This is a genomic window from Nitrososphaera sp. (assembly GCF_037447015.1).
Lineage (GTDB): Archaea > Thermoproteota > Nitrososphaeria > Nitrososphaerales > Nitrososphaeraceae > Nitrososphaera.
In genome coordinates, this window is sequence record NZ_JBBIHK010000022.1 from 1 (window position 1) to 19,364 (window position 19,364).

Annotated in this window: 32 protein-coding genes and 1 tRNA gene; 23 read left to right on the plus strand and 10 right to left on the minus strand. The window is 56.1% G+C overall.

Annotation, left to right across the window (positions count from 1 at the left end):
* The 16 genes from WKI84_RS08560 to WKI84_RS08635 all read left to right on the plus strand — a co-directional run.
* Positions 1 to 278: ribosomal protein S19 family protein (locus WKI84_RS08560; RefSeq protein WP_337863127.1), on the plus strand; the 278-nt coding region annotated here is incomplete at its 5' end.
* A gap of 13 nt (positions 279 to 291) precedes the next feature.
* Complete coding sequence (locus WKI84_RS08565) at positions 292 to 768, plus strand: 50S ribosomal protein L22 (RefSeq protein WP_337863128.1); 477 nt, start codon at positions 292 to 294, stop codon at positions 766 to 768.
* Positions 765 to 1,526 carry a 30S ribosomal protein S3 gene (locus WKI84_RS08570; protein WP_337863129.1) on the plus strand — a complete coding sequence of 254 codons (762 nt, stop codon included), beginning with the start codon at positions 765 to 767 and terminating at the stop codon, positions 1,524 to 1,526. The genes WKI84_RS08565 and WKI84_RS08570 overlap by 4 nt, the downstream gene beginning before the upstream one ends.
* 1 nt (position 1,527) lies before the next feature.
* Positions 1,528 to 1,737, plus strand: coding sequence for a 50S ribosomal protein L29 (gene rpmC, locus WKI84_RS08575; RefSeq protein ID WP_337863130.1), 210 nt, complete (start codon positions 1,528 to 1,530; stop codon positions 1,735 to 1,737).
* Complete coding sequence (locus WKI84_RS08580; RefSeq protein ID WP_337863131.1) at positions 1,734 to 2,021, plus strand: ribonuclease P protein component 1; 288 nt, start codon at positions 1,734 to 1,736, stop codon at positions 2,019 to 2,021. The genes rpmC and WKI84_RS08580 overlap by 4 nt, the downstream gene beginning before the upstream one ends.
* A 23-nt stretch (positions 2,022 to 2,044) precedes the next feature.
* Positions 2,045 to 2,386 carry a 30S ribosomal protein S17 gene (locus tag WKI84_RS08585; protein WP_337863132.1) on the plus strand — a complete coding sequence of 114 codons (342 nt, stop codon included), beginning with the start codon at positions 2,045 to 2,047 and terminating at the stop codon, positions 2,384 to 2,386.
* Entirely contained in the window at positions 2,370 to 2,810 is a 441-nt protein-coding gene (locus WKI84_RS08590) for a 50S ribosomal protein L14 (protein ID WP_337863133.1), read from the plus strand. The genes WKI84_RS08585 and WKI84_RS08590 overlap by 17 nt, the downstream gene beginning before the upstream one ends.
* A 1-nt stretch (position 2,811) precedes the next feature.
* On the plus strand, positions 2,812 to 3,309 hold the full coding sequence (gene rplX / locus WKI84_RS08595) for a 50S ribosomal protein L24 (RefSeq protein WP_337863134.1): 498 nt from the start codon (positions 2,812 to 2,814) through the stop codon (positions 3,307 to 3,309).
* A complete protein-coding gene (locus WKI84_RS08600) occupies positions 3,309 to 4,022 on the plus strand; it encodes a 30S ribosomal protein S4e (RefSeq protein WP_337863135.1) in 714 nt (237 codons plus the stop codon). Before rplX ends, WKI84_RS08600 begins: the two co-directional genes overlap by 1 nt.
* 4 nt (positions 4,023 to 4,026) lie before the next feature.
* Positions 4,027 to 4,563: a 50S ribosomal protein L5 gene (locus tag WKI84_RS08605; protein WP_337863136.1), complete on the plus strand. Its 537-nt coding sequence runs from the start codon at positions 4,027 to 4,029 to the stop codon at positions 4,561 to 4,563.
* A gap of 5 nt (positions 4,564 to 4,568) precedes the next feature.
* On the plus strand, positions 4,569 to 4,748 hold the full coding sequence (locus tag WKI84_RS08610; RefSeq protein WP_337863137.1) for a 30S ribosomal protein S14: 180 nt from the start codon (positions 4,569 to 4,571) through the stop codon (positions 4,746 to 4,748).
* 9 nt (positions 4,749 to 4,757) lie between these two features.
* The gene (locus WKI84_RS08615) at positions 4,758 to 5,150 is read left to right on the plus strand and encodes a 30S ribosomal protein S8 (RefSeq protein WP_337863138.1); all 393 of its coding nucleotides are present in this window, start codon (positions 4,758 to 4,760) and stop codon (positions 5,148 to 5,150) included.
* Positions 5,140 to 5,703: a 50S ribosomal protein L6 gene (locus tag WKI84_RS08620; protein WP_337863139.1), complete on the plus strand. Its 564-nt coding sequence runs from the start codon at positions 5,140 to 5,142 to the stop codon at positions 5,701 to 5,703. The genes WKI84_RS08615 and WKI84_RS08620 overlap by 11 nt, the downstream gene beginning before the upstream one ends.
* Positions 5,704 to 5,830: 127 nt before the next feature.
* Entirely contained in the window at positions 5,831 to 6,463 is a 633-nt protein-coding gene (locus WKI84_RS08625; RefSeq protein ID WP_337863140.1) for a hypothetical protein, read from the plus strand.
* Positions 6,464 to 6,558: 95 nt separating this feature from the next.
* Positions 6,559 to 6,693: a hypothetical protein gene (locus tag WKI84_RS08630; protein WP_337863141.1), complete on the plus strand. Its 135-nt coding sequence runs from the start codon at positions 6,559 to 6,561 to the stop codon at positions 6,691 to 6,693.
* Positions 6,694 to 6,779: 86 nt separating this feature from the next.
* Positions 6,780 to 6,887, plus strand: a tRNA-Asn gene (locus tag WKI84_RS08635).
* Between the two features lie 20 nt (positions 6,888 to 6,907).
* On the opposite strand, the gene WKI84_RS08640 is transcribed toward WKI84_RS08635, so the two are convergent.
* The gene (locus WKI84_RS08640) at positions 6,908 to 7,132 is read right to left on the minus strand and encodes a hypothetical protein (protein WP_337863142.1); all 225 of its coding nucleotides are present in this window, start codon (positions 7,130 to 7,132) and stop codon (positions 6,908 to 6,910) included.
* A 120-nt stretch (positions 7,133 to 7,252) separates the two neighbouring features.
* Here WKI84_RS08640 and WKI84_RS08645 point away from each other — a divergent pair, with 120 nt between their 5' ends.
* Entirely contained in the window at positions 7,253 to 7,711 is a 459-nt protein-coding gene (locus tag WKI84_RS08645; protein WP_337863143.1) for a hypothetical protein, read from the plus strand.
* Positions 7,712 to 7,750: 39 nt separating this feature from the next.
* Here the strand turns inward: WKI84_RS08645 and WKI84_RS08650 are convergent, their stop codons facing one another.
* Positions 7,751 to 8,110: a hypothetical protein gene (locus WKI84_RS08650; protein ID WP_337863144.1), complete on the minus strand. Its 360-nt coding sequence runs from the start codon at positions 8,108 to 8,110 to the stop codon at positions 7,751 to 7,753.
* Positions 8,111 to 8,276: 166 nt separating this feature from the next.
* Here WKI84_RS08650 and WKI84_RS08655 point away from each other — a divergent pair, with 166 nt between their 5' ends.
* A complete protein-coding gene (locus WKI84_RS08655; RefSeq protein WP_337863145.1) occupies positions 8,277 to 8,831 on the plus strand; it encodes a hypothetical protein in 555 nt (184 codons plus the stop codon).
* Between the two features lie 82 nt (positions 8,832 to 8,913).
* Here WKI84_RS08655 and WKI84_RS08660 read toward each other — a convergent pair whose 3' ends face one another.
* Genes WKI84_RS08660 through WKI84_RS08675 form a run of 4 tightly spaced genes read right to left on the minus strand, consistent with a single transcriptional unit; the run spans position 8,914 to position 12,061 of the window.
* On the minus strand, positions 8,914 to 9,261 hold the full coding sequence (locus WKI84_RS08660; RefSeq protein ID WP_337863146.1) for a zinc ribbon domain-containing protein: 348 nt from the start codon (positions 9,259 to 9,261) through the stop codon (positions 8,914 to 8,916).
* Positions 9,251 to 10,369: a thiolase family protein gene (locus WKI84_RS08665; protein WP_337863147.1), complete on the minus strand. Its 1,119-nt coding sequence runs from the start codon at positions 10,367 to 10,369 to the stop codon at positions 9,251 to 9,253. The genes WKI84_RS08660 and WKI84_RS08665 overlap by 11 nt, the downstream gene beginning before the upstream one ends.
* A gap of 1 nt (position 10,370) precedes the next feature.
* Positions 10,371 to 11,378, minus strand: a complete 1,008-nt coding sequence (locus WKI84_RS08670; protein ID WP_337863148.1) for an LLM class flavin-dependent oxidoreductase — start codon at positions 11,376 to 11,378, stop codon at positions 10,371 to 10,373.
* Positions 11,375 to 12,061: a nucleotidyltransferase family protein gene (locus tag WKI84_RS08675; RefSeq protein WP_337863149.1), complete on the minus strand. Its 687-nt coding sequence runs from the start codon at positions 12,059 to 12,061 to the stop codon at positions 11,375 to 11,377. The genes WKI84_RS08670 and WKI84_RS08675 overlap by 4 nt, the downstream gene beginning before the upstream one ends.
* A gap of 353 nt (positions 12,062 to 12,414) precedes the next feature.
* Here WKI84_RS08675 and WKI84_RS08680 point away from each other — a divergent pair, with 353 nt between their 5' ends.
* Complete coding sequence (locus WKI84_RS08680) at positions 12,415 to 12,570, plus strand: hypothetical protein (protein ID WP_337863150.1); 156 nt, start codon at positions 12,415 to 12,417, stop codon at positions 12,568 to 12,570.
* Here WKI84_RS08680 and WKI84_RS08685 read toward each other — a convergent pair.
* Both WKI84_RS08685 and WKI84_RS08690 read right to left on the minus strand, forming a co-directional pair.
* Complete coding sequence (locus tag WKI84_RS08685) at positions 12,548 to 12,730, minus strand: hypothetical protein (RefSeq protein WP_337863151.1); 183 nt, start codon at positions 12,728 to 12,730, stop codon at positions 12,548 to 12,550. The genes WKI84_RS08680 and WKI84_RS08685 overlap by 23 nt on opposite strands.
* Before the next feature lie 17 nt (positions 12,731 to 12,747).
* Entirely contained in the window at positions 12,748 to 13,170 is a 423-nt protein-coding gene (locus WKI84_RS08690) for a hypothetical protein (protein ID WP_337863152.1), read from the minus strand.
* An 89-nt stretch (positions 13,171 to 13,259) separates the two neighbouring features.
* Between WKI84_RS08690 and WKI84_RS08695 the strand changes: the two genes are divergently transcribed.
* Entirely contained in the window at positions 13,260 to 13,814 is a 555-nt protein-coding gene (locus WKI84_RS08695) for a hypothetical protein (RefSeq protein ID WP_337863153.1), read from the plus strand.
* Here WKI84_RS08695 and bioD read toward each other — a convergent pair.
* Positions 13,797 to 14,516 (minus strand): dethiobiotin synthase, encoded by a 720-nt coding sequence (gene bioD, locus WKI84_RS08700; RefSeq protein WP_337863154.1) that lies wholly within the window; start codon positions 14,514 to 14,516, stop codon positions 13,797 to 13,799. The two genes, WKI84_RS08695 and bioD, sit on opposite strands and share 18 nt — an antisense overlap.
* 42 nt (positions 14,517 to 14,558) lie before the next feature.
* On the opposite strand from bioD, the gene bioA reads away from it, so the two are divergent.
* The gene (gene bioA / locus WKI84_RS08705; protein ID WP_337863155.1) at positions 14,559 to 15,947 is read left to right on the plus strand and encodes an adenosylmethionine--8-amino-7-oxononanoate transaminase; all 1,389 of its coding nucleotides are present in this window, start codon (positions 14,559 to 14,561) and stop codon (positions 15,945 to 15,947) included.
* A 2-nt stretch (positions 15,948 to 15,949) separates the two neighbouring features.
* Here bioA and WKI84_RS08710 read toward each other — a convergent pair whose 3' ends face one another.
* Positions 15,950 to 16,552 (minus strand): recombinase family protein, encoded by a 603-nt coding sequence (locus WKI84_RS08710; RefSeq protein ID WP_337863156.1) that lies wholly within the window; start codon positions 16,550 to 16,552, stop codon positions 15,950 to 15,952.
* A 589-nt stretch (positions 16,553 to 17,141) separates the two neighbouring features.
* On the opposite strand from WKI84_RS08710, the gene bioB reads away from it, so the two are divergent.
* The gene (bioB, locus tag WKI84_RS08715; RefSeq protein ID WP_337863157.1) at positions 17,142 to 18,131 is read left to right on the plus strand and encodes a biotin synthase BioB; all 990 of its coding nucleotides are present in this window, start codon (positions 17,142 to 17,144) and stop codon (positions 18,129 to 18,131) included.
* Positions 18,112 to 19,323, plus strand: a complete 1,212-nt coding sequence (locus WKI84_RS08720; RefSeq protein WP_337863158.1) for an aminotransferase class I/II-fold pyridoxal phosphate-dependent enzyme — start codon at positions 18,112 to 18,114, stop codon at positions 19,321 to 19,323. Before bioB ends, WKI84_RS08720 begins: the two co-directional genes overlap by 20 nt.
* Positions 19,324 to 19,364: the final 41 nt, after the last annotated feature.

Sequence of the window (19,364 nt, forward strand, 5' to 3'; positions counted from 1 at the left end):
ACGACGAAAAGAGAAAGCTGCGCGAAAAGATAAAGCTGGCCCGCGAAGGCAAGCTCAAGGGCAACATACGCACCCACGTGAGGGACATGATAATCCTGCCGGACATGATCGGCCTCACGATCCACGTGCACAACGGAAAGGAGTTTGTGCAGGTCGTGATAAGGCCGGAGATGATAGGCCATTACCTCGGAGAATACGCGATAACAAACAAGAGGGTACAGCACGGCGCACCAGGTGTCGGCGCGTCCAGGTCAAGCCTGTACGTCCCGCTAAAGTGATGGTGGAAAAAATATGCCAGACTTTTCCTATTCTTTCCAAAACTTTGACAAGGCCCGCCACGTGCGCGCCGCAGTGCGTGAAAAGAGCATCTCGCACAAGCACTCGCGCGAGATTGCAGTCGCCATAAAGGGCATGTCGATTGAAAAGGCACGCGAGTTCCTTGAAAACGTCGTCGCCAAGAAGGTAGCCGTTCCATACAGGCGCTACCACAACGAGGTGGCGCACCGCAGCAACATACGCGACGGCTTTGCAGCAGGCAGGTACCCGCAAAAGGCCGCAAACGAGTTCCTGCGCCTGCTCGACAATTTAGAGTCGAACGCCGAGTACAAGGGCATGGACCTTGACCGGCTAAAGATAGTGAGCGCAGTGGTGCACAAGGGCACCAAGATCAAGAGGTTCCAGCCAAGGGCCATGGGCAGGTCGAGCCCCAAGTACGACACGCTCGTACACCTTGAGCTGGTCGCACAGGAGGGTGTTGCTTCAGAATGAGCGCAGTCAAGAACGTGATGAAGAACAGCTACCGCAACATGGAGATAAACGAGTTCCTTTCCCAGCAGCTGAAGGACGCCGGCTATGGCGGAGTAGAGATCCAGAAGACGCCTGTCGGCGCAAGGATAACTGTCTACGTCACCCGGCCCGGCCTCGTCATCGGCCGCAAGGGCACCGGCATCAAGGACCTCATGGCCAAGCTGGAGCAGAAATTTGGCCTCCAGAACCCGCAGATCTCAGTACTTGAAGTAGCAAACCCCGAGCTGAACCCGAATATCATGTGCAACAGGATTGCCCAGCTCATCGAGCGCGGCACCGCTTTCCGGCGCGCGTCGATGTGGACGCTCAACACGGTGATGAGCAACGGCGCCCTGGGCGTTGAAGTCGTGATATCGGGCAAGCTGCGCACCGAGCGCGCACACTTTGAAAAGCACACGATAGGCGTTGTACCAAAGAGCGGCGACATTGCAGGCAAGATAGTGCAGACTGGCATCACCCACGTCCTGACAAAGATGGGCCTGATGGGCATACAGCTGCGCATAGCCACAAAGGCAAACCTTCCCCAAGAGTTCGTGCTGGCAGAAGAAGCGCCGCAACAACAACAACAACAACAACAACAACAACAGCAGCAGCAGCAGCAGCAGCAGCAGCAGCAGCCAGCCCCGGCAGCTGTGGAGAGGACGGCAGCGACAGCAACCTCGGCGGAACCGGCCGCGGCAGTTGAGGCACCACCGACAGGCGAGGAGGCAAAGCAGTAAGATGGCCCGCATGAAGCTAAAGACGCTCCGTGAAATGAACGACAACGACCTGAGCGGCAAGCTGTCCGAGCTAAAGGCAGACCTTGCCAAGGTGAGATCAGAGCAGTCCAAGGGCACGCTGAAAAAACACTCGGGCGAGATACGCTACATGCGCCGCGACATTGCGCGCATATTGACGATACTCAACGAAAGGAAGGCCAAGGCGCAATGACTGCCGCAATAACCGCAGACAACATACTGGCCCACGAGCTCGTCGGCCTTGAGGCAACAGTAGTCGAGTCGTCAGACCCGACAATCAAGGGCCTCAAGGGCACAGTCGTTTTCGAGACTAAAAACACGATCTCGATAAGGACGACAAAAGAAAACGCGGCGGTGAAAACGGTGCCAAAAATCGCTGCAAAGACAATCGAATTCCATACACAAACCGGCGCTTGCTTTATAAGTGGTGCGACTTTGATAGCAAGACCAGAGGATCGTATATCGCGATTATCATGAGAAAAGAGTGATGATGAGAAGACATGGTTAGAAACATTGGAGTTTCAGTCATTGCCCCCCGCAAGACGTGCGAGGACGAGCTGTGCCCGTTCCACGGCACGCTCTCGGTAAGGGGCAAGCTGGTGAGAGGCATAGTGGCAAGCGCCAAGGCCAAAAAGATGGTCGTGGTCATGCAGGAATACCCAAGGCCGGTGCACAAGTACAAGAGGTACGAGCGGTCGCGCTCAAAGGTGCACGCATACCTGCCCACCTGCGTGGAGGTCAAGGAGGGCGACGAGGTGACCATCGCAGAGTGCAGGCCACTTTCAAAGACGATATCTTTCGTGGTGATAGAGGTGAACACAAAGGATGGCAGCGGGAACTAAATCAAGAGCAGTTTCAGCCAAGGGCGTAGAGGAATTCCGCCCGTACATTACAAGGGCGCTGCCGGTCACGGCCGAGCTCGTGTGTGCAGACAACACGGGCGCCAAGGTGCTTCGCATCGCCCAGGTGACAAGGTACAAGGGCAGGCACTCGAGGCAGCCGGCGGCAGCAGTTGGCGATTTCGTGACGGTAACGGTAAAGAAGGGGCCGGCCGAGCTTCGCAAGCAGGTTTTCGGCGCCGTAATCGTGCGCCAGAAGTACCCGATACGCAGGCCAAGCGGCGTGCGCATCTCGTTTGAAGACAACGCGGCAGTCCTGGTCACGCCTGAAGGCGAGATCAAGGGCACGGACATCAAGGGCCCGGTCGCAAGCGAGGCGGCCGAGAAATGGCCGAGAATCGCAAACCTTGCAGGGATGATAGTCTGAGATGGCAGGAAGCGGCATTCACCCCAAACTCTTGCATGTTCCAAAACACAGGCTCGACAAGATGGTCGGCGCTACGCTTGCAGACAACCTCCGCCAGCAGTACAAGCGCAGGAGCGTGCGCGTCATAAAGGGCGACACGGTGCGCGTCATGCGCGGCGAGTACAAGGGAGTCGAGGGCAAGGTGGACAAGGTCTACACTGAAAACGGCACGCTCGAGATAGAGGGCATCCAGCACGAAAAGGTGCGTGGAGGCCAGGTCAAGGTCCCGATACACGCTTCAAACGTCATGGTGACAAGCCTGAAACTGGACGACAAGTACAGGTCGGCAATGCTCTCTGGCCAAAAGCCGGCTGCGGCTCCCAAGCCGGCAGCGGCAACAGCAACAGAAGCCAAGCCAGAGAAAGAAAAGAAGGCGCCGGCGGCCAAGAAAAAGCCGGCAGCAGAAACGAAAAAGGCACCTGCGACGAAAAAAGCGACAAAAAAGGAGGAGACTAGCTGATGGGCAAGAAAGGCGGCGACACTAGAGTAAAGAGGCAGATGGCCCCGACCTTCTGGAACATCAGGAGGAAGGAGAGCCAGTTTGTGATGCGCGTCAAGCCGGGCCCGCACCCCAAGACGCGCTCGTATCCATTGGGAATGGTGCTCCGTGACGTGCTTCATGTGGTCAAGACGCAGCAGGAGGCCAAGATTGTGCTCCACGCAGGCAAGGTCAAGGTAGACGGCGTGGTCAAGCGCGACGCCAACCTCGCAGTCGGACTGATGGACGTTATCGAGCTTGCCACTGGCCAGGCTTTTCGCCTGGTGCCCAAGGACTCTGAACTCCTGGTGGCAGTGCCGGTCGACGAGGCCGAAAAGTCGGTCAAGCTGGCCAAGATAACGAGCAAGGTCACGACAAAGGGCAAAAAGCTCCAGTACGGCTTCCACGACGGCAAGACCCTGATAACAGACGCCAAGATGAAGGTGGGCGACACGTGCGTACTCGCGCTTCCGGGCGCAAACGTCAAGCAGCACATCAAGTTCGAAAAGGGCTCGATGGCGCTCATCATCACAGGCGAGAACGCAGGCAGGACGGGCAGGATCGAAGACATACGCGAAGGCATATTCTCGCTCCCGACGCGCGCGCTCGTGGCGTTTGAGGACAGGACCGTGGAGCTGCCGGTGGAGATGGTCATGGTTATCGGCACCGACAAGCCGGTGATAAAGGTGAATTGAAAGAATGAGCGAACAAGTTATTGCGACAACAGAAAAAGACATGAAGAGGATTTCAGTCGACAAGGTAGTTATCAACATAGGCGTCGGCAAGTCCGGCGAGCCGATGGAGAAGGCCAAGAAAGCACTGGTCGAGCTGACAGGCGGCCGCCAGCCAGCTGCGCGCGGTGCGAAAAAGACCGTGCGCGACTTTGGCATCCACAAGGGCGAGCCGATAGGCGCCATGGTGACGCTCAGGCGCGAGCCTGCCATCGACTTTTTGAAGAGGGTGATAGCTGCTAAAAAGAACGTGCTGAAAGAATCCTCTTTTGACAATTTCGGCAACATATCGATGGGCATACACGAGCACATCGACATACCTGGCACGAAATACAACCCAGAGATTGGCATTTTCGGGATGGATGTCAACATCGTGCTGGTCAGGCCCGGCTACAGGATAGCCCGGAAGAGCCGCAAAAGAGCAAAAATAGGCAAGAGTCATCGCATAACCAAGGAGGACGCCATCGCGTTCTTCAAGGAGCAGTTCGGGGCGGAGGTGGCCTAAGAGAGATGCCAAAGCCAAGGACAGCAGAAGAGACCGGGCGCAAGATAGTGGCCCACGGCAGGGGCGCCCACTGGTGCAAACGCTGCGGTTCATATAACGGCCTCGTGCGCAAATACAACCTGATGCTGTGCAGACAGTGCTTCCGAGAAGTGGCCGCAAGCCTGGGATTCAAGAAATACGAGTGATGACATGGAATGCCGGCGCTAAACGTTCTCTCAAACATGTTCACGACGATACACAACAACGAGTCCCGCAGAAAGAAAGAGTGCATCGTCCTCCCTGCGAGCAAGTTCGCAAGCGAAGTGCTGCGCGTGATGCAAAAGCACCGCTACATCGGCGAGTTCGAGCAGGTGGACGACGGCAGGGCGGGCAAGTTCCGGATACAGCTTTTGGCCAAGATAAACAAGTGCGGCATAATCACGCCGCGCTTTTCGGTGAAAAAGGACGCGTACTTTGACTGGGAGAGGCAGTTCCTGCCTGCGTACAGCATGGGCATCCTGCTCGTCTCGACCAGCAAGGGCATCATGTCCCACCACGAGGCGCAGGCGCAGGGTCTTGGAGGAGTTCTGGTTGGCTATGTCTACTAGCAATAGCAACAGCAAAGAAGAGATAATGGCCGAGATCGCGGTGCCCGCAAGCGTCAAGGTGACAAAGGAGGGCAGCGTGATCGTTGCAAAGGGCAAGCTGGGCACGGTCAAGAAGGACTTTATGAAGCTGCCTGCAACCGTCACGGTCGAAGGCAACAAGGTGACGATCAAGCCGTACGGCAAGAGAAAGCGCGACCTGGCAGTCACAAACACTGCCCGCAGCATCATCGAGAGCATGATAAAGGGCGTCGAGAAGGGCTACACCTACAAGGTCAAGGTCATTTTCGCGCACTTTCCGATCTCTGTCAAGGTAAAGGGCAAAGAAGTCCACGTCGAGAACTTTTTTGGCGAGCGCGCACCGCGCACTGCAAGGATCCAGGGCGAAGCCACCAAAGTCGAGGTTCAGGGCGAGGACGTAATCGTCAAGGGCCCAAGCCTTGAAGATGTCTCGCAGACTGCCGCCAACATCGAGCTCTCTACCCGGATAAAGGACAAGGACCAGCGTGTCTTCCTCGACGGGCTGTACGTGTATGCCCGCGAAGAGGGCATGTAGGAAGAAGTGTTTCCCCCCCCCCCCTTTCCTCCTCTTTTCCTCTGATGCTAATGATGATGATGACGCGGTATTGAATAGAGACTCCACAAAATTATAGTAACTGAAGCACACACTCCTCAAAACAACATTGCTTCTTGTTGATGGCAGGTTGATTGCCGCGTTTTTGGCAGTACTCGCATTATTATTGGTGCCATCTACCCTTGTAAAGCCTTTCACTCCCGCATATGCATGCGAAGTCCTGGCCGAGCGGTCAATGCAGGACGCACGTGAAAATTCCGTCGCCATATTCTCGGGCAGAGTATTGGAAATCCAGACCTTTCCAGTCGAAGGCTATGGCGATTGGCAGCTGGTGTCCTTTGAAGTCGACAGGTACTGGAAAGCTCCAGATGGTCAAGACTACGACCATCTGGTCGTCTTTACTGGAATGAGCGAGAATGTCTGCGGCTACGAGTTTGAAGCCGGCAGAACTTATCTGGTGTATGCCGTGCAGTGGTGGCACGACCCTGATCAGCTCTACACCGGACTTGGATACAGAAACCAGCCAATCAAAAGTGCTCAACAAGACACGGCTTTTCTGGGTGAAAGCAAAGTGCCTGCCCGGCAATTGAGCATTGATGAGCAAGTGAACAGAATCCACATCCAGCCATTGCCCAAAGGGCCCGAGGAGCAGCAAGTGGCCACGATACTGTCTGTGGTCGGGATAGGGGCCGCAATTGCAGGAGCTGTGGCATTCTTTTCGCTGAGACTGCTCAGGAGGTAATAAAACTGCAGCGACATTGCAGGATTGCCGTTTTATAACGGTTAAAATCATGCCTTGGGGAAATTGGCTTTGTGCCAAAGCTGTGTCCAAAATGCATGGGAAGCGGCCTCAACATGGCTGGCGCAGGGACAGGCTGGATCATTCCTGCCAGGCACATGTCAAAATGCATGATATGCGACGGCAAGGGGTGGCTGCCAGACGACTCCCGTGCGACATGGGTTTCTGACTAGCAACAGTGCTTCTGGCATTTTTGCAAAGCCGACCAAAGAAGGCTAACTAAACGTTTATTTTGTCCATGGATTTTGCGTATACTTGCGCCGCTGTAGCTCAGCATGGTAGAGCAAATTCAAAGCGCGACAGTGCTTAGGAGCTTAACTGGCTGTTAACCAGTGGGTCACCAGTTCGAGTCTGGTCAGCGGCGCCAACTTTTCTCTCTTTGCCAAGTTACCCGATAATCTCCGAGAGGTCGCTCACAAGCCGCTCCAGCGCTTTGGCCACTTTTTTCTGGTCGTCAAGTATTATGTTGAGGGCAGTGCGCTCCTGCGCCCCCTTGGCAACCGGCATCACCGACTTTAGCTCGTCCGCGCTTTTATTCGCCTCGTCCAGCTGGCGCGAGCTTGATTCGAGCACCCTCTCGAGCACCCTTGCCATGTCATCTCTGCCTTTCATACACCTGAAGAGTGGCCCGTTGGCCTCGTATTATCTTTGTACCTGTACGGCAAGTAAAAGCAGGCAGCCTGCGATAACTTTAAAGTGACAGACGCCCTTGCGTGACACCGTAGCAATAGGTTGAGCAAGGAAAACGGCGACCGCGGCGGCACCCCGCCTGACAGGATAGAAGACCAGCTGAAAGGCAAGACCCTGCAGGTGTACATGTACATGATAAAGCGCAAGGAGGCCGTGGGGGTGCGCGAGGTCCAGCGCGACCTGGGGTTTTCAAGCCCAAGCGTGGCCAACTACCACATAGAAAAGCTCACCCAGCTTGCGCTCGTCTCGCAGGACGAGTACGGCCGGTATTACGTGGTGCAAAAGGTGCAGGTCGGCGTGCTGCAGGCGTTTGTAAACGTCGGCGGCTATTCTGTGCCCCGGCTGCTGTTTTTTGCTGCCTTTTTCACGACCATGCTTGTCGCCTACCTGGCGCTCAATCATGCACGGCTCGATGTCTTTGCAGTTGGCTTTGCGGTGGCCGGCGCGGCCGCGTTCTGGGTGGAAACGGTCAGGGTCTGGATAAAGCGGCCCGTAGATTGACCTTTCAAAACTCGAATTCTGAAATATCCTGCATTGTTATTATATCTTTATTATGTCGAGCGCGACCGCGTCTGCGAGCATGTCAAAGTGCCTGCTTGCCACGACGTAGCCGTTCTTTATGTCGCTTGGCGACAGCCACCTGTTTGTAGAGCTGAACAGCCGCTCCTTTTTCATGCGCTTTTCAATCTCTTCAATGTCCAGCTCTTTCTCCTCCACTTCCTCGGTCTGCGTGTATTTTATCGTCAGCAGCACCTTTTTCACGAGCACCCTGCGCCCGAACCTCTGGGAAAAGTCGCGGGCGTTTTCGTCTATCTCCAAAAGCTTCATCTTGATCTGCATGTGGTTGAGCGCGTCGCGGCTTGTCAGGAGGCGCTCGTCTACAAACCGGTCATAACTCATTGTTGTCGACAGCTGCCTCTAGCCCTGCATCATTAATAAGCATTCATCATTCTGGTACTGTTACCGCCCGGCACGGGCGCTCAAAACAAAGGCATTATCTGGCATGCATACGAATGCATGCACGCGGAATAGTTTTATCGTAAAAGGAGCTATCAACGCAATGCGTTTGTCTGCCGATATATGCACGGGTTTTGGCATCTTTTTGCTTGTGCTTGGCTTGGCCGGCTTTGGCGGCAATAATGATGCACATGCATTGCAGTATCACTACAGACAAGGCAACCTGATTGGCTATAGCGAGAGTGCGGTGGTGACGGTATTAACTGAGGAGCAGGCCGCTGCGTGCGGATTTGGCTGGGTGAGCCCAAAGTCGCTTTTGGTAAGGGATCATGCCGGCAACGTCCTTACACAGACGACCACGGGCTCGCAGGTCGTATTGGAAGTTGAGGTTGCCAGCAAGTGCGTTCTTGACAAGTCCGCAATGATAATTCTTGAGGTCCGAGGCCCTGACGACGATGTTACAAACTATCTGACATGGCAGGAAGTGACGATAAACTCCAAAGGACGACTTGTCGCCACGTCTTCGTGGGTTGCACCTGAACAGGCAGGAGAATATCAGGTAAGGGCGTTTTCATTTTCTCATCTCAGTTTGCAGAACCCGATGGTCCTCCAGTCAGTTCTGACTTACAAGCTGACCGTGCTGCTGCCTGCAAACGTTAATTGATTGATTGATCGATTGATGCAATAAAGACGTCTGAAATAACAGCAGCCAGAGAATAACTAACTACTAACTAGCTATGATTTTGTCACAGTGGTGAAAAGCGGTAGTATGGCGCCCCGTCAGCAGGCGAGAGTCCGCATTCCACCATTTTTACCTTCATGCCTTTGTACAATTTCTCTCCAGAGAGGGAGCCGACGATCCTAAAGCCATCCTCCATCTCTATCATGCCAAAAACGCCTTCTCTTCCACGCAGGTGCGAGCTGGCAAACTCGACCAGCGTGCCTTTTTTGCTAGCCGGCCTCAGCTCTGTTTTTGCAAGGCAGGACGGGCAGTGCAGCGCAGGAGGCCACGCCCTCTTGCCGCAGGACGTGCAGGCAGGCACAACAAACTTGTTTTTGCGCAGGTATTCCAGAAATTCCATCCTAGACGCCAAGCACTATCACCGTCGCAGACGAGCCGGCGGCGGCCAGGTTGTGCACAAGGCCGGTCTTGCAGTTTTTCACCTGGCGATTGCCTGCCTTTCTGCCTGCCAGCTGGAGCGCGACTTCGGCCACCTGCGAGACGCCGGTAGCGCCGACAGGGTGACCGCAGCCAAGTATCCCGCCCCTCGTGTTTATTGCGATAGAGTCGTTCTCTGAAACAAAGTTGCCGCCCTTGCCGCGCGCCGCAAAGCCCAGATCCTCGTACGCCATTATCTCCAAGATAGTAAAGGCGTCGTGCAGCTCGGCCACGTCTATCTCTTGCGCCGGCTTTTTTATCCCTGCCATCTCGTACGCCTCTTTTGCTGCCCGGCGCGCGGTGCCAAGCTCTGTCAGGTCCGGCGTGCTCGCAAAGCTGGCCCCGCTCGTCTGCTGGCCTATGCCCTTTATCCACACAGGGTTTTCCAGCTTTTTCGCCCTTTGTTCTGACACCAGCAGCACCGCCGAAGCGCCGTCGCAGGGCGCAGAGCAATCCAGCAGCTTGACCGGCTCGGCGATCTTTTTCGACGACATTACCTGCTGCAGGCTCACCCTTTTCCCGTAAAAGAGGGCGTCCGGGTTCTCTGCCGCTTTTTCGTGGTTGTTGACAGATACCTGGGCCATCTGCTCCTCCGTGGTGCCGTAGCGCCTCATGTGCGCCCTGGCAAACATGGCCGCCCAGTGGACCGGAAAGTTGAACTCGCCACGGGTGACGTCCCAGGTGAGCCTGTTGCCGGAGCTGTCTGCCTTTTCGGCGCCCACGATGAGGGCCGAATCTGCAAGGCCGGCCGCTATCATCGAGTACGCAGAAGCAATCGCGTTCGTGCCGGAATTGCAGAGGTTGTCTATGCGCTGCGACACCTTGGGCTGCAGTCCGAGCATCTCTGACACTATTGCCGACGAGTACTGCTCCTGTGAGCACGTCGACAGGAGGACTGCGTCTATGTCCTTTTTCCTCTCGCCCTTCTTTTCTGTCTCCCTTAGAATCTCGATGCAGGGCTCGCAGGCAAGCTCAAAGATCGGCCTGTCTGACGACTTTGTGAACTTGGACGTAGCGGCCGCGGCGATAGCTACCCTGCGCAACCTAAAAGGTTGACAACATTTCCCTAAATGAACTTTCTGCGTCAGCCACGGGGTTGACCTGCAGGATGGGAAGCGTCACCCCCGCCCTTCTGAAGCGGTCGAGCGCTGACACACAGTCTTTTTTCGAGCCTGCGACGACGAGCGAGTCCAGCATGGCGTCTGGCACTTTTTTTGCCGCCGCGTCTCCTCCCCTGGCACGGTATTCCTCTGTTATGCGGGCGACCTCGTCTGCATAGCCGTTTTCTGCCAAAAAACGGCTATAGAACTTGCCCACCGATATGTAAAAGGCCAGCGTTTTTGCGGCCCTCTCCCTTGCCTTGTCCGGCTCGCTGTCTGAAACCGCGCATATCAGCGATAGCGCGATCTCGAACCTCTCACCGTTGCCGCCGACGGCCTGCCTGATTCCCGGGACCATCCATTTCAGCTCCTCAAGTGGCCTCAGGTACAGGAGGACGCCGTCTGCAAGCTCGGCCGCAAGCGAGAGCATCCTTTTGTTCACCGCCGCGACGAAAATTGGAATATGCGTCCTCGGCGGTTTGTTCAATAGCTTAAAGTCCCTGATGCGGTAAAAGCGGCCAGAATAGCTCGCCTTTTCTCCAGACGTCTGGAGCCGTATGCACTCTATGTATTCCCTCATGCGCTCAAGCGGGCTGTCGAACCTGGCGCCGTGCCACCCCTCGACTATGGCCGGCGTGCTTGCGCCAAGGCCCACCACAGTCCTGTTGCCGGAAAGCGCGTCCAGCGTCGTCGCCCCCATGGCCACGGTCGCAGGCGTGCGGGCAAATATGCTGATTATCGAGGTGCCCAGCCTGACCCTGCTGGTCACCTGCGCTATTGCGCCGAGCGTGGAAAAAGACTCGCGCCCCCACGACTCGGGCACCCAGACAGAGTCGACGTTATCTTGCGAGTCGGCAAGCTGGGCGCATCTTATGACCTCCTGCGCGGACAGGAGCGGGCCGAGGCTGTAACCGACCTTTATTGTTGTTGTTAATGCTGCTGCATCAGTCATTTGATGTTTGCAGCCTGCATTTCCTTGGTGGCCTCCTCGATGTCCTTGTGGGAGTCTATCGAGCGCCAGAATATGCCGTCGTACTTTGCGGCGTGCAGCTTGCCCTCCTTTGCCAGGGCCGGCAGGGCCGTCACCTCGATGTTGCCGTTCTCAGGCAGGTAGGCAAACACGTCGCTTGTAAAGTGGTAGACGCCGGCGTTTATCCACCTGTCCTGTATCCGTGGCTTTTCCACAAAGCCAAGGACGCGCGAGTCGCCGTTAACCTCGACTACGCCAAACGGGCTCCGCAGCGGGACGAGGGCAAGCGAGTTCCTCCCCCCGCCGTCGCGCAGCCTGTTCGGGTCGAGGTTTGTGAGTATGTCGCCGTTCACCATGAAAAACTCGCTCTGGCCCGACAAAAGTCCTTCTGCGTTTTTCAATGCGCCCCCTGTGCCAAGGGGCTCCTCCTCCACGGCATAGCCTACGCGCACTCCCAGCCGACTCCCGCTCCCGATGTGGTTTATGATGTGCTCCTTCATGTAGCCGACGCATATCACAAACTCGCGGATCCCAAAGCCGGAGAGCCACTTTACCTGCCACTCGATTATTGGAAGGCCCATGACCTCGATCATGGGCTTTGGCATCTGGTCGGTGAGCGGCCTGAGGCGCTTGCCAAAGCCGCCGGCAAGGATGACTGCTTTCATTTGGGGTTTAATCGGGAAAATAGTATAATAAACTATCCATGAACGAGTCTCTTCTTCTTTTCACTCTCTCTTTCACTTGCTCTTTCTTTGTCAACTGTTTAAAGTTCTCTCCGGCCTATTTCATGCTTGAAGAGAAAGATAATGTTTGATGAAGTCTGATAGCGCAGGTTGCGCAAAAGGCCGGCGTACCTCCAGAGGTGGCAAGGGCGGCGATACCGGTAGTGTCAAGATTGCTCCTGTAAAAGGTGGCGCCGGACCAGGCGGCCGGTATTTTGTCGGGCATGCCCTTGCTTGCAGGCATATGTTCTCAGACGACGAGAAAAAAGAGTTCACAACGACGCGCCAAGAAAGACATGAGCAAGCAGGAGATGGTCGACAGGGCGAACGACGAGATGGAGATGGGCAACAGGGACCAGGCAGAGAGGCAGGTCAACTCGTTCGTCGAAGTGCTCGGGCGGCAAGGCAGCGCCGGTAGCAGCCCGGGCTCTAGCCTGCAGGGCCTTTTGTAGCACCGCTGTTATTGCCGGCGTCGTTATCGGCCGCTGCTACTGCGGTGAGCAGCCAGTGCACCTGCTGGTAGCACTCTGTGCACACCTCCTTGTCTTCTGTATGGGCGCAAGAAAGCGTCCTGCTGTCTGTCGATTCCGAGCCGCAGCGTGTACACTTCATTATTTTTTCTTTTCTGTTCAGCTTGCCTGAGCCTTTTTCACCAAGCGCCTGTCACCGACTGCCTTCCATGCGCCAAGGCCGACCAGGAGCGCGCCCATCGCGATTGTAGAGCTTATCGTGCGCATCGCCCCTGCCGAGTTCTCGCCTGCAAGTGCGCCGGCGCCGATCAGCGCGATCATGCCTGCGATTATGAGGCCGCCGTTTACAAAGAGCAGTATCGACACAAGGGAAGAGGGCTGCTTCCAGCTCATCACAAAGCCGATTATGGACATGACAAACGCGCCACCGCCGAGCCCTGCCCCTCTCACCGCTTCGTTGAGTGGCAGGAACCCCCTGCCGTCAGGGCTTGCAGAAGCGGCCGCCGCGTCGGCGCCATAGATTATCAGTAGCACGAGTGAAGCAACCAGCAGGCCGATTGCGATTTTTACTCTTGCTGCCATATGTCTTAAAAAGGGCAATCAGATTTAATAAACCTACCCTGCTCCATGTCCTTGTGGCGGCGCCTCCTCCTTCTCTTCCTTCTGCTGATGTGGCCGATGGTATCAAGCAGCTCCTGTACTCTGTCATCGACTCGATAGGGAAGGACAGGATAAGGAAGGACATCACGGCAGACACGGACTCGGCGGCGCGCACGTACTCTGCAGAGATAATCGACAGGTGCGCAGGCATGCTCGGCAAGTCGCAGAACGACGAGGCGACTATGGGCACGCTGTGCGAGGCGCTCCTGCATTTCATGCTCACGGCCGCGCTCCTGCCCTCCGAGCGCAAAGTGACTACGGCGGCAGGAGCAGAGCTTGACATCGTCGTGCCCTCTACAAAGGTGCTACAGAAAGAGCCCTCCAAAGCTCTGGTGATACAGGTGATCAAGGGCGGTGGCGAACAGGCGGCCGAAAAAATACGCCGGGCAAAGGCGGCGCAGCCGGCCGCCGAAAACATCTGGACGATATCTGCAAAACCTGTAGCGGCAGGTTCCAGGAACTATACTTTATCTGGCGGCAAATACAAATATTCATCGATAATACCAGACATACGTGCATTTCTTGCCGACAAGGGCTCGACCGGCAGCCTAAAGCTGATCCACTAGCAGTTTTTTTGCCAACAAGGCATTGTTTTCAAGCAGCCTGCCAAGGGCGGCGTAACCGGGGCGCCCAAGCTCGGGGAGGACCGCAAGCACCGGGACGCCTGCCAGCCTTTCTATGATGCGCGGAGTGTCGCGCTCGACTGCGCTTGCTTTTTTTGGCATCCTGTTCACAATGATCCCCCGTATGTCCAGCCCAAACTCGCGGCAGACGCGCACCGTGAGGAGCGTGTGGTTTATCGTCCCAAGCCGGGGGTGCGTCACGATTACCACCGGCAGGCCGGCAAGCCGCATAAAGTCGGCGACAAACTCGCGCTCTGTCAGCGGCACCATCAGGCCGCCGATGCCCTCGACTACAACAAAGCGGTGCCGTATCCCAAGCTTTTTCAGTGAAAACAGGGCGTCTTCCATCATCTTTTCAATGGCCTGCGGCTTTCCTGCGATCTGCGCGGCCATGAGGGGGGACGCAGGCACCCTAAAGAACACGGGGTTCAAGTCGGCATCAGGCTCCTGCGCGCCCGCCGCCTCTGCAAGCAGCGCCGTGTCCTCTGATCTGTACTTTTTGGAATAGAGTTTTGCAGCGGTGGCAAAAGGCTTCATCACCCCGACGTCCATCTTTTTGCGGTTCTTTAGCATCCACGCTATTGCCGCTGCCACCTGCGTCTTGCCGACCCCCGTGTCCGTGCCCGTTACAAATACCCCGCGCATTTAAGATACGGTTAATAGAGCATGGGGGAGGATTTAACCAGATTGCAAGCCCCTCTCAAAGACGCTGACAGGAGGTTCGTCTGGCACCCCTACACACAGATGCGCGAGTGGGAGAAATTGGACGACAGCAGGGTGGTGGTAGTAAAGGGCGAGGGCTTTTTCCTCGTCGACGGCGAGGGCAGGCGCTACCTAGACGGCACCGCAAGCATGTGGTGCAACGTGTGGGGCCACGGCCAAAACGAGGTGACAAGGGCTATGCAGGATCAGCTGGGCAGGATCCCCCACTCGACCCTCTTTGGACTTGCAAGCGAGCAGTCCGCGCTGCTTGCAGAAAAGCTCGTCTCGATAACTGCTTCTGCGTCAGGCCGCAGCAAGAACAGGCTGGACAGGGTGTTTTACACCGACAACGGCTCGTCTGCCATCGAGTCGGCGCTCAAGATGGCGCTCCAGTACTGGCGAAATGTCGGCAGGCCGGAAAAAACCCGGTTCGTCTCGCTTGAAAACGGCTACCACGGCGATACTGCCGGCGCCATGTCAGTCGGCTACATCGAGCAGTTCTTTAGCGCCTACAAACCGATGCTGATGATGAAAAACGTGCACAGGGTCCCAAGCCCGCTCCTGCACGGGAGCAGGTTTGCAGGAGGCCCTGATGGCGAGCAAGACCTTGTGGAGTGGTGCCTTGACAGGACCGAGCGGACCCTGAAAAAAGTCGGAAAAAAATGCGCGGCGCTTGTGATGGAAAGCGGCGCCCAGATAGCCGGCGGCGCCGTCATCTATCCCAAAGGGTACCAGCAAAAGGTGTCGCGGCTATGCAGGGAGCACGACGTGCTCCTGATACTTGACGAGATAGCGACCGGCTTTGGCCGCCTGGGCAACATGGTCGAGTACGCGGCGCAAAAGTCCCGGCCAGACATTGTCTGCTTTGGCAAGGCGCTGACTGCGGGGTATTTCCCGCTGGCAGTCACGATGGCCCGCCGTCAAGTCTTTGACGCGTTCTTGGGAAAATATTCAGAAAACAGGCACTTTTACCACGGCCACACGTTCACCGGCCACCCAGTAGGCTGCGCGGCTGCTCTGGCAAACCTGGAACTCTACGAAAAACGCAACCTGATGCAACAGATCAACGCAAACGCGCAGTATCTAGAGTCGAGGCTTGCGGAATTCAAAGAAATAAGCATTGTAGCAGACATCCGGCACAGGGGCCTGCTGGCGGGCATAGAGCTTGAAAGGGGCGGCAAGCCCCTCCTGTATCTCAAGAACAAAGAGAGGCTTGGCCAGTTTGTTGCAAGGGAATCTCTGAAAATGGGCGTGCACCTTCGGCCCCTGGGCAACGTGCTCCTGGTGATCCCGCCCCTTGCCATAGACAGGGAAAGCCTCGGCAGGATGGTAGACTGCTACCTGGAACTGGCCAGAAAAGCAGAAAAACTGTAGAGCTATTTTTTGGCAATGTGGCGCAGTTCCTTGTAGAGCGTCGCCTTGGAAACTCCAAGCGACCTTGCTATCTTGGCTTTTGACCGGTTCTCTGCCAGCATCGTTATCAGCGCGTTCCTGTCGAGCACCTTGGCCGGCCTGCCTATCCCCTTGCCGGCGGCCCTTGCCCTCTCCATGCCGTCCTTGGTGCGCTGCACAAGCATCTCGCGCTCTCTCTCTGCCACCCACGTCAGGATGCCTATCATCAGTTTGCGCACGCTGGGCTCCGTCGTCTGCAGAAAGGACTCGCGGGGCGAGCACGACACCAGCGGCGCGTACTGCTCTATCGCCTTGATGGCGTCAAGCGTGTCCCAGAACGTCCTGCCAACCCGGGAGAGCTCGTACACAAGCACAGCGTCGACCTGAGCGGTCTTGACTATCTCTACCATGTCGCAGAACCCGCGCCGCTGGGTGGCAGGAATCCTGCCTGATACTGCAGAATCTTCGAAAAAGTCCAGGATCTGAAAGCCGTTGTCCTGCGCCCATTTTTCAAGCGCCAGTTTCTGGTTCTGAACCGTCTGCTCTTCGGTGCTGACCCGCAGGTAGGCAAACGCGTATTTTGTCATGGCATTTCGTGTCGGCAGGATTTAACAGGCGGCTTGTCAACAAAAGTGTTCAAAAAGGGCAGCAAGAATTGTTGAACGGATCTCTTTTTGACAGATAAAATCAAGGGTAAAAAAACGGGTCTGGTTTTCAGCCAGTCCAGAAACGGTTCCATTTTTGAACGGTTTTGCTCCGGCGCCCGCCGCGACGGTTTCCGCCTTTCTGCACTTTTTGCAGATTTACACAAATGAATTGTTAATTGCAGGAAATGCTGCTGGCCATAACTGCCCAAAATAGGGCGCCAAACCCACGCTCCGGACGGCCAAAAATGGCAGGTTGTTGCAGGCAGAACGAGCAGGCGACGCACGCACATGTAGCAGGCAGCACACGGGTCTGTCTGCAGGCCAAGGTGAAGCGCAGGGCATATACACCCTGCCAGCCGCGAAAGCCGTCCAAAGGCTTGCTGGATAACAAAAACGTAGACAGGCAGGCGGTTTTGGGCGCGATCTTGCCAGTATTTCTAAATTCGAGTTTAGAAACATGGCCATTTTTTGCCCAGTTGTGAACCAAACTTTTAATTACGAGTTGACAACCTCTTGATAAAATAGCAATATGATGTCAGACGACGGCGATTCTTCTGCGTTTATCGAAAGTTGCATGGACAGGGTCATGGCCGGCGGCAGGATAACAATCGACGAAGCTGAAAGGCTGCTTGCGACTGACAACCTTGCCAAGCTTGCCGAATGTGCCAACGCCATCACAAGGAAATTCAACGGCGACGTGGTCGACGTGGAGGCCCTGATAAACGCCAAGTCCGGCAGGTGCCCCGAAGACTGTTCATTTTGCGCCCAGTCGACATTTTACGAAACGGGCGTCAACAAGTACCCCCTGCTGCCGACAGAGCAGGTCGTGGAAAACGCCAGGATGGCCAAGGAGGGCGGCGCGACCAGCTTTTGCCTAGTGTGCGCGTACAGGTCTCCGCCGGACAAGGACTTTGAGCAGATCTGCCAGACAATCACCGCCATCAAAAAAGAGGTCGGCACCGAGGTCAACGTGTCGCTTGGGTTCATGACGCCGGAAAGGGCCAGGCGGCTCAAAGAGCTTGGGGTAAAGCGCTACAACCACAACCTCGAAGCCGCCGAGTCGTATTTTAGCAAGATATGCACCACGCACGAGTTCAAGGACAGGGTAAACACTGCAAGGATAGTAAAGGAGGCAGGGCTAGAGCTCTGTTGCGGAGGGATAATCGGGATGGGCGAGACTCCCCGGCAGAGGCTAGAGCTTGCGTTCTCTATCGCTTCGCTGGAGCCGGACGAGGTGCCCATGAACATACTCATCGGGAGGGAGGGGACGCCTCTTGAGGGCATGGGGACCATCGAGCCCGAAGACGCCATCAGGACGATAGCGGTGTGGCGCTTTATCATGCCAAAGACAATCTTGAAGATAGCCGGCGGAAGGGAGGTCCACCTGAAAGAAAAAGACCGGCTGGCGCTCAAAGCGGGGGCAAACGGCATCATCACCGGCGGCTACCTCACCACCGGCGGCAACGAGCCCAACAGGGACATTACGATGATACAAGAGATTGGCCTCAAAGCAAAATAATAATAACAATAGCGAGTTTTTTTCCGGCCGGCTGGCCGACATCAGGGAAAACAACCTGTACCGCAGGCTGAGGCAGGTCAGGGTCGAAGGGCCGGTTGCGTTCGTCGGCGACCGCAAGGATGCCGTGGTGGTCCACCTGTGCTCTAACGACTACCTCGGGCTTGCCGGCGACAAGCGGGTGACGCAGGCAGCGGCTAGCGCAATAACTGGCCGGCGGAGGGTGTCGCAGTGCAGCTCAAGGCTGATAGCGGGCAACGACCCTGCGATAGAAGAGCTGGAGGTGGCCCTTGCAAAGCACAGGAAGACAGAATCTGCCCTGGTCTACCCGACGGGCTACAGCGCCAACCTGGGCGCAGTTACCGCGCTTGCATCAGGCAAAGAGTGGACTATATTCAGCGACGAGCTGAACCACGCAAGCATCATCGACGCATGCAGGCTGTCTGGCGCCGCCATCAGGGTGTTCCGCCACAACGACGCAGACCACCTCTGTGAGTTGATGGCAAAGGAAAGAGAGAAAAGCATGAAAAAAATGATTATCACAGAGGGCGTCTTTAGCATGGACGGCGACCTGGCCGACCTTGGAACGATATGCAAGGTTGCAAGAGAGGGCGGCGCGATAACCGTCGTCGACGACGCGCACGGCGACTTTATCTTTGGCGATAATTTTTCAGGCACCCCTTCAAAATTCGGCATAAAAGCAGACGTGCACGTCAGCAGCATGAGCAAGGGCCTGGGCTGCTTTGGCGGCTATGTGGCGGCAAACAGAGAAGTGTGCGAGCTCCTAGTCAACACGTCGAGGCAGTTCATCTACACGTCGGCGCTCCCTGACCACCTGTGCGCCGCCGCGTCGGCCGCCATCCCTATAGCCAAAAAGGGCGGCCTGCAGAAAAAGCTGTTTGGCAACATTTCTTATTTCACAGAAAAGATGAGAAAGAAAGGCTTTGCCATCGCCCGTCCTGCCGCTGCCGCAAGCCAGATAATCCCCATCATCGTGGGCGACGAGAAAAAAGCCCTGGCGCTCTCTGGCGATCTGTTAAAGGCAGGAGCATTTGCGCAGGCCGTGCGCTACCCCACCGTGAAAAAAGGGTCGGCCCGCCTGCGCGTCTCCTTGACTGCGATGCACAGAAAAGACCACCTTGACCGGGCGATAGGCGCCTTTGAAGTGGCAGGCAGAAAGGCAGGCATGATCTAGCGTATATTTCTAAACTCGAGTTTAGAAATAAGTTAATTAAT

Bases quoted from the DNA above. Each gene is read 5' to 3' on its own strand.
- WKI84_RS08600 (WP_337863135.1), top strand. From the start codon at position 3,309: ATGGGCAAGAAAGGCGGCGACACTAGAGTAAAGAGGCAGATGGCCCCG.
- WKI84_RS08650 (WP_337863144.1), bottom strand. From the start codon at position 8,110: ATGAGTTATGACCGGTTTGTAGACGAGCGCCTCCTGACAAGCCGCGAC.
- WKI84_RS08710 (WP_337863156.1), bottom strand. From the start codon at position 16,552: ATGACAAAATACGCGTTTGCCTACCTGCGGGTCAGCACCGAAGAGCAG.
- rpmC (WP_337863130.1), top strand. From the start codon at position 1,528: ATGGCCCGCATGAAGCTAAAGACGCTCCGTGAAATGAACGACAACGAC.
- WKI84_RS08605 (WP_337863136.1), top strand. From the start codon at position 4,027: ATGAGCGAACAAGTTATTGCGACAACAGAAAAAGACATGAAGAGGATT.
- WKI84_RS08590 (WP_337863133.1), top strand. From the start codon at position 2,370: ATGGCAGCGGGAACTAAATCAAGAGCAGTTTCAGCCAAGGGCGTAGAG.
- WKI84_RS08580 (WP_337863131.1), top strand. From the start codon at position 1,734: ATGACTGCCGCAATAACCGCAGACAACATACTGGCCCACGAGCTCGTC.
- WKI84_RS08690 (WP_337863152.1), bottom strand. From the start codon at position 13,170: ATGGCAGCAAGAGTAAAAATCGCAATCGGCCTGCTGGTTGCTTCACTC.
- WKI84_RS08685 (WP_337863151.1), bottom strand. From the start codon at position 12,730: ATGAAGTGTACACGCTGCGGCTCGGAATCGACAGACAGCAGGACGCTT.
- WKI84_RS08640 (WP_337863142.1), bottom strand. From the start codon at position 7,132: ATGAAAGGCAGAGATGACATGGCAAGGGTGCTCGAGAGGGTGCTCGAA.
- WKI84_RS08615 (WP_337863138.1), top strand. From the start codon at position 4,758: ATGCCGGCGCTAAACGTTCTCTCAAACATGTTCACGACGATACACAAC.
- bioD (WP_337863154.1), bottom strand. From the start codon at position 14,516: ATGCGCGGGGTATTTGTAACGGGCACGGACACGGGGGTCGGCAAGACG.
- WKI84_RS08670 (WP_337863148.1), bottom strand. From the start codon at position 11,378: ATGACTGATGCAGCAGCATTAACAACAACAATAAAGGTCGGTTACAGC.
- WKI84_RS08570 (WP_337863129.1), top strand. From the start codon at position 765: ATGAGCGCAGTCAAGAACGTGATGAAGAACAGCTACCGCAACATGGAG.
- WKI84_RS08630 (WP_337863141.1), top strand. From the start codon at position 6,559: ATGGGAAGCGGCCTCAACATGGCTGGCGCAGGGACAGGCTGGATCATT.
- WKI84_RS08620 (WP_337863139.1), top strand. From the start codon at position 5,140: ATGTCTACTAGCAATAGCAACAGCAAAGAAGAGATAATGGCCGAGATC.
- rplX (WP_337863134.1), top strand. From the start codon at position 2,812: ATGGCAGGAAGCGGCATTCACCCCAAACTCTTGCATGTTCCAAAACAC.
- WKI84_RS08680 (WP_337863150.1), top strand. From the start codon at position 12,415: ATGAGCAAGCAGGAGATGGTCGACAGGGCGAACGACGAGATGGAGATG.
- bioB (WP_337863157.1), top strand. From the start codon at position 17,142: ATGATGTCAGACGACGGCGATTCTTCTGCGTTTATCGAAAGTTGCATG.
- WKI84_RS08585 (WP_337863132.1), top strand. From the start codon at position 2,045: ATGGTTAGAAACATTGGAGTTTCAGTCATTGCCCCCCGCAAGACGTGC.
- WKI84_RS08565 (WP_337863128.1), top strand. From the start codon at position 292: ATGCCAGACTTTTCCTATTCTTTCCAAAACTTTGACAAGGCCCGCCAC.
- WKI84_RS08610 (WP_337863137.1), top strand. From the start codon at position 4,569: ATGCCAAAGCCAAGGACAGCAGAAGAGACCGGGCGCAAGATAGTGGCC.
- WKI84_RS08675 (WP_337863149.1), bottom strand. From the start codon at position 12,061: ATGAAAGCAGTCATCCTTGCCGGCGGCTTTGGCAAGCGCCTCAGGCCG.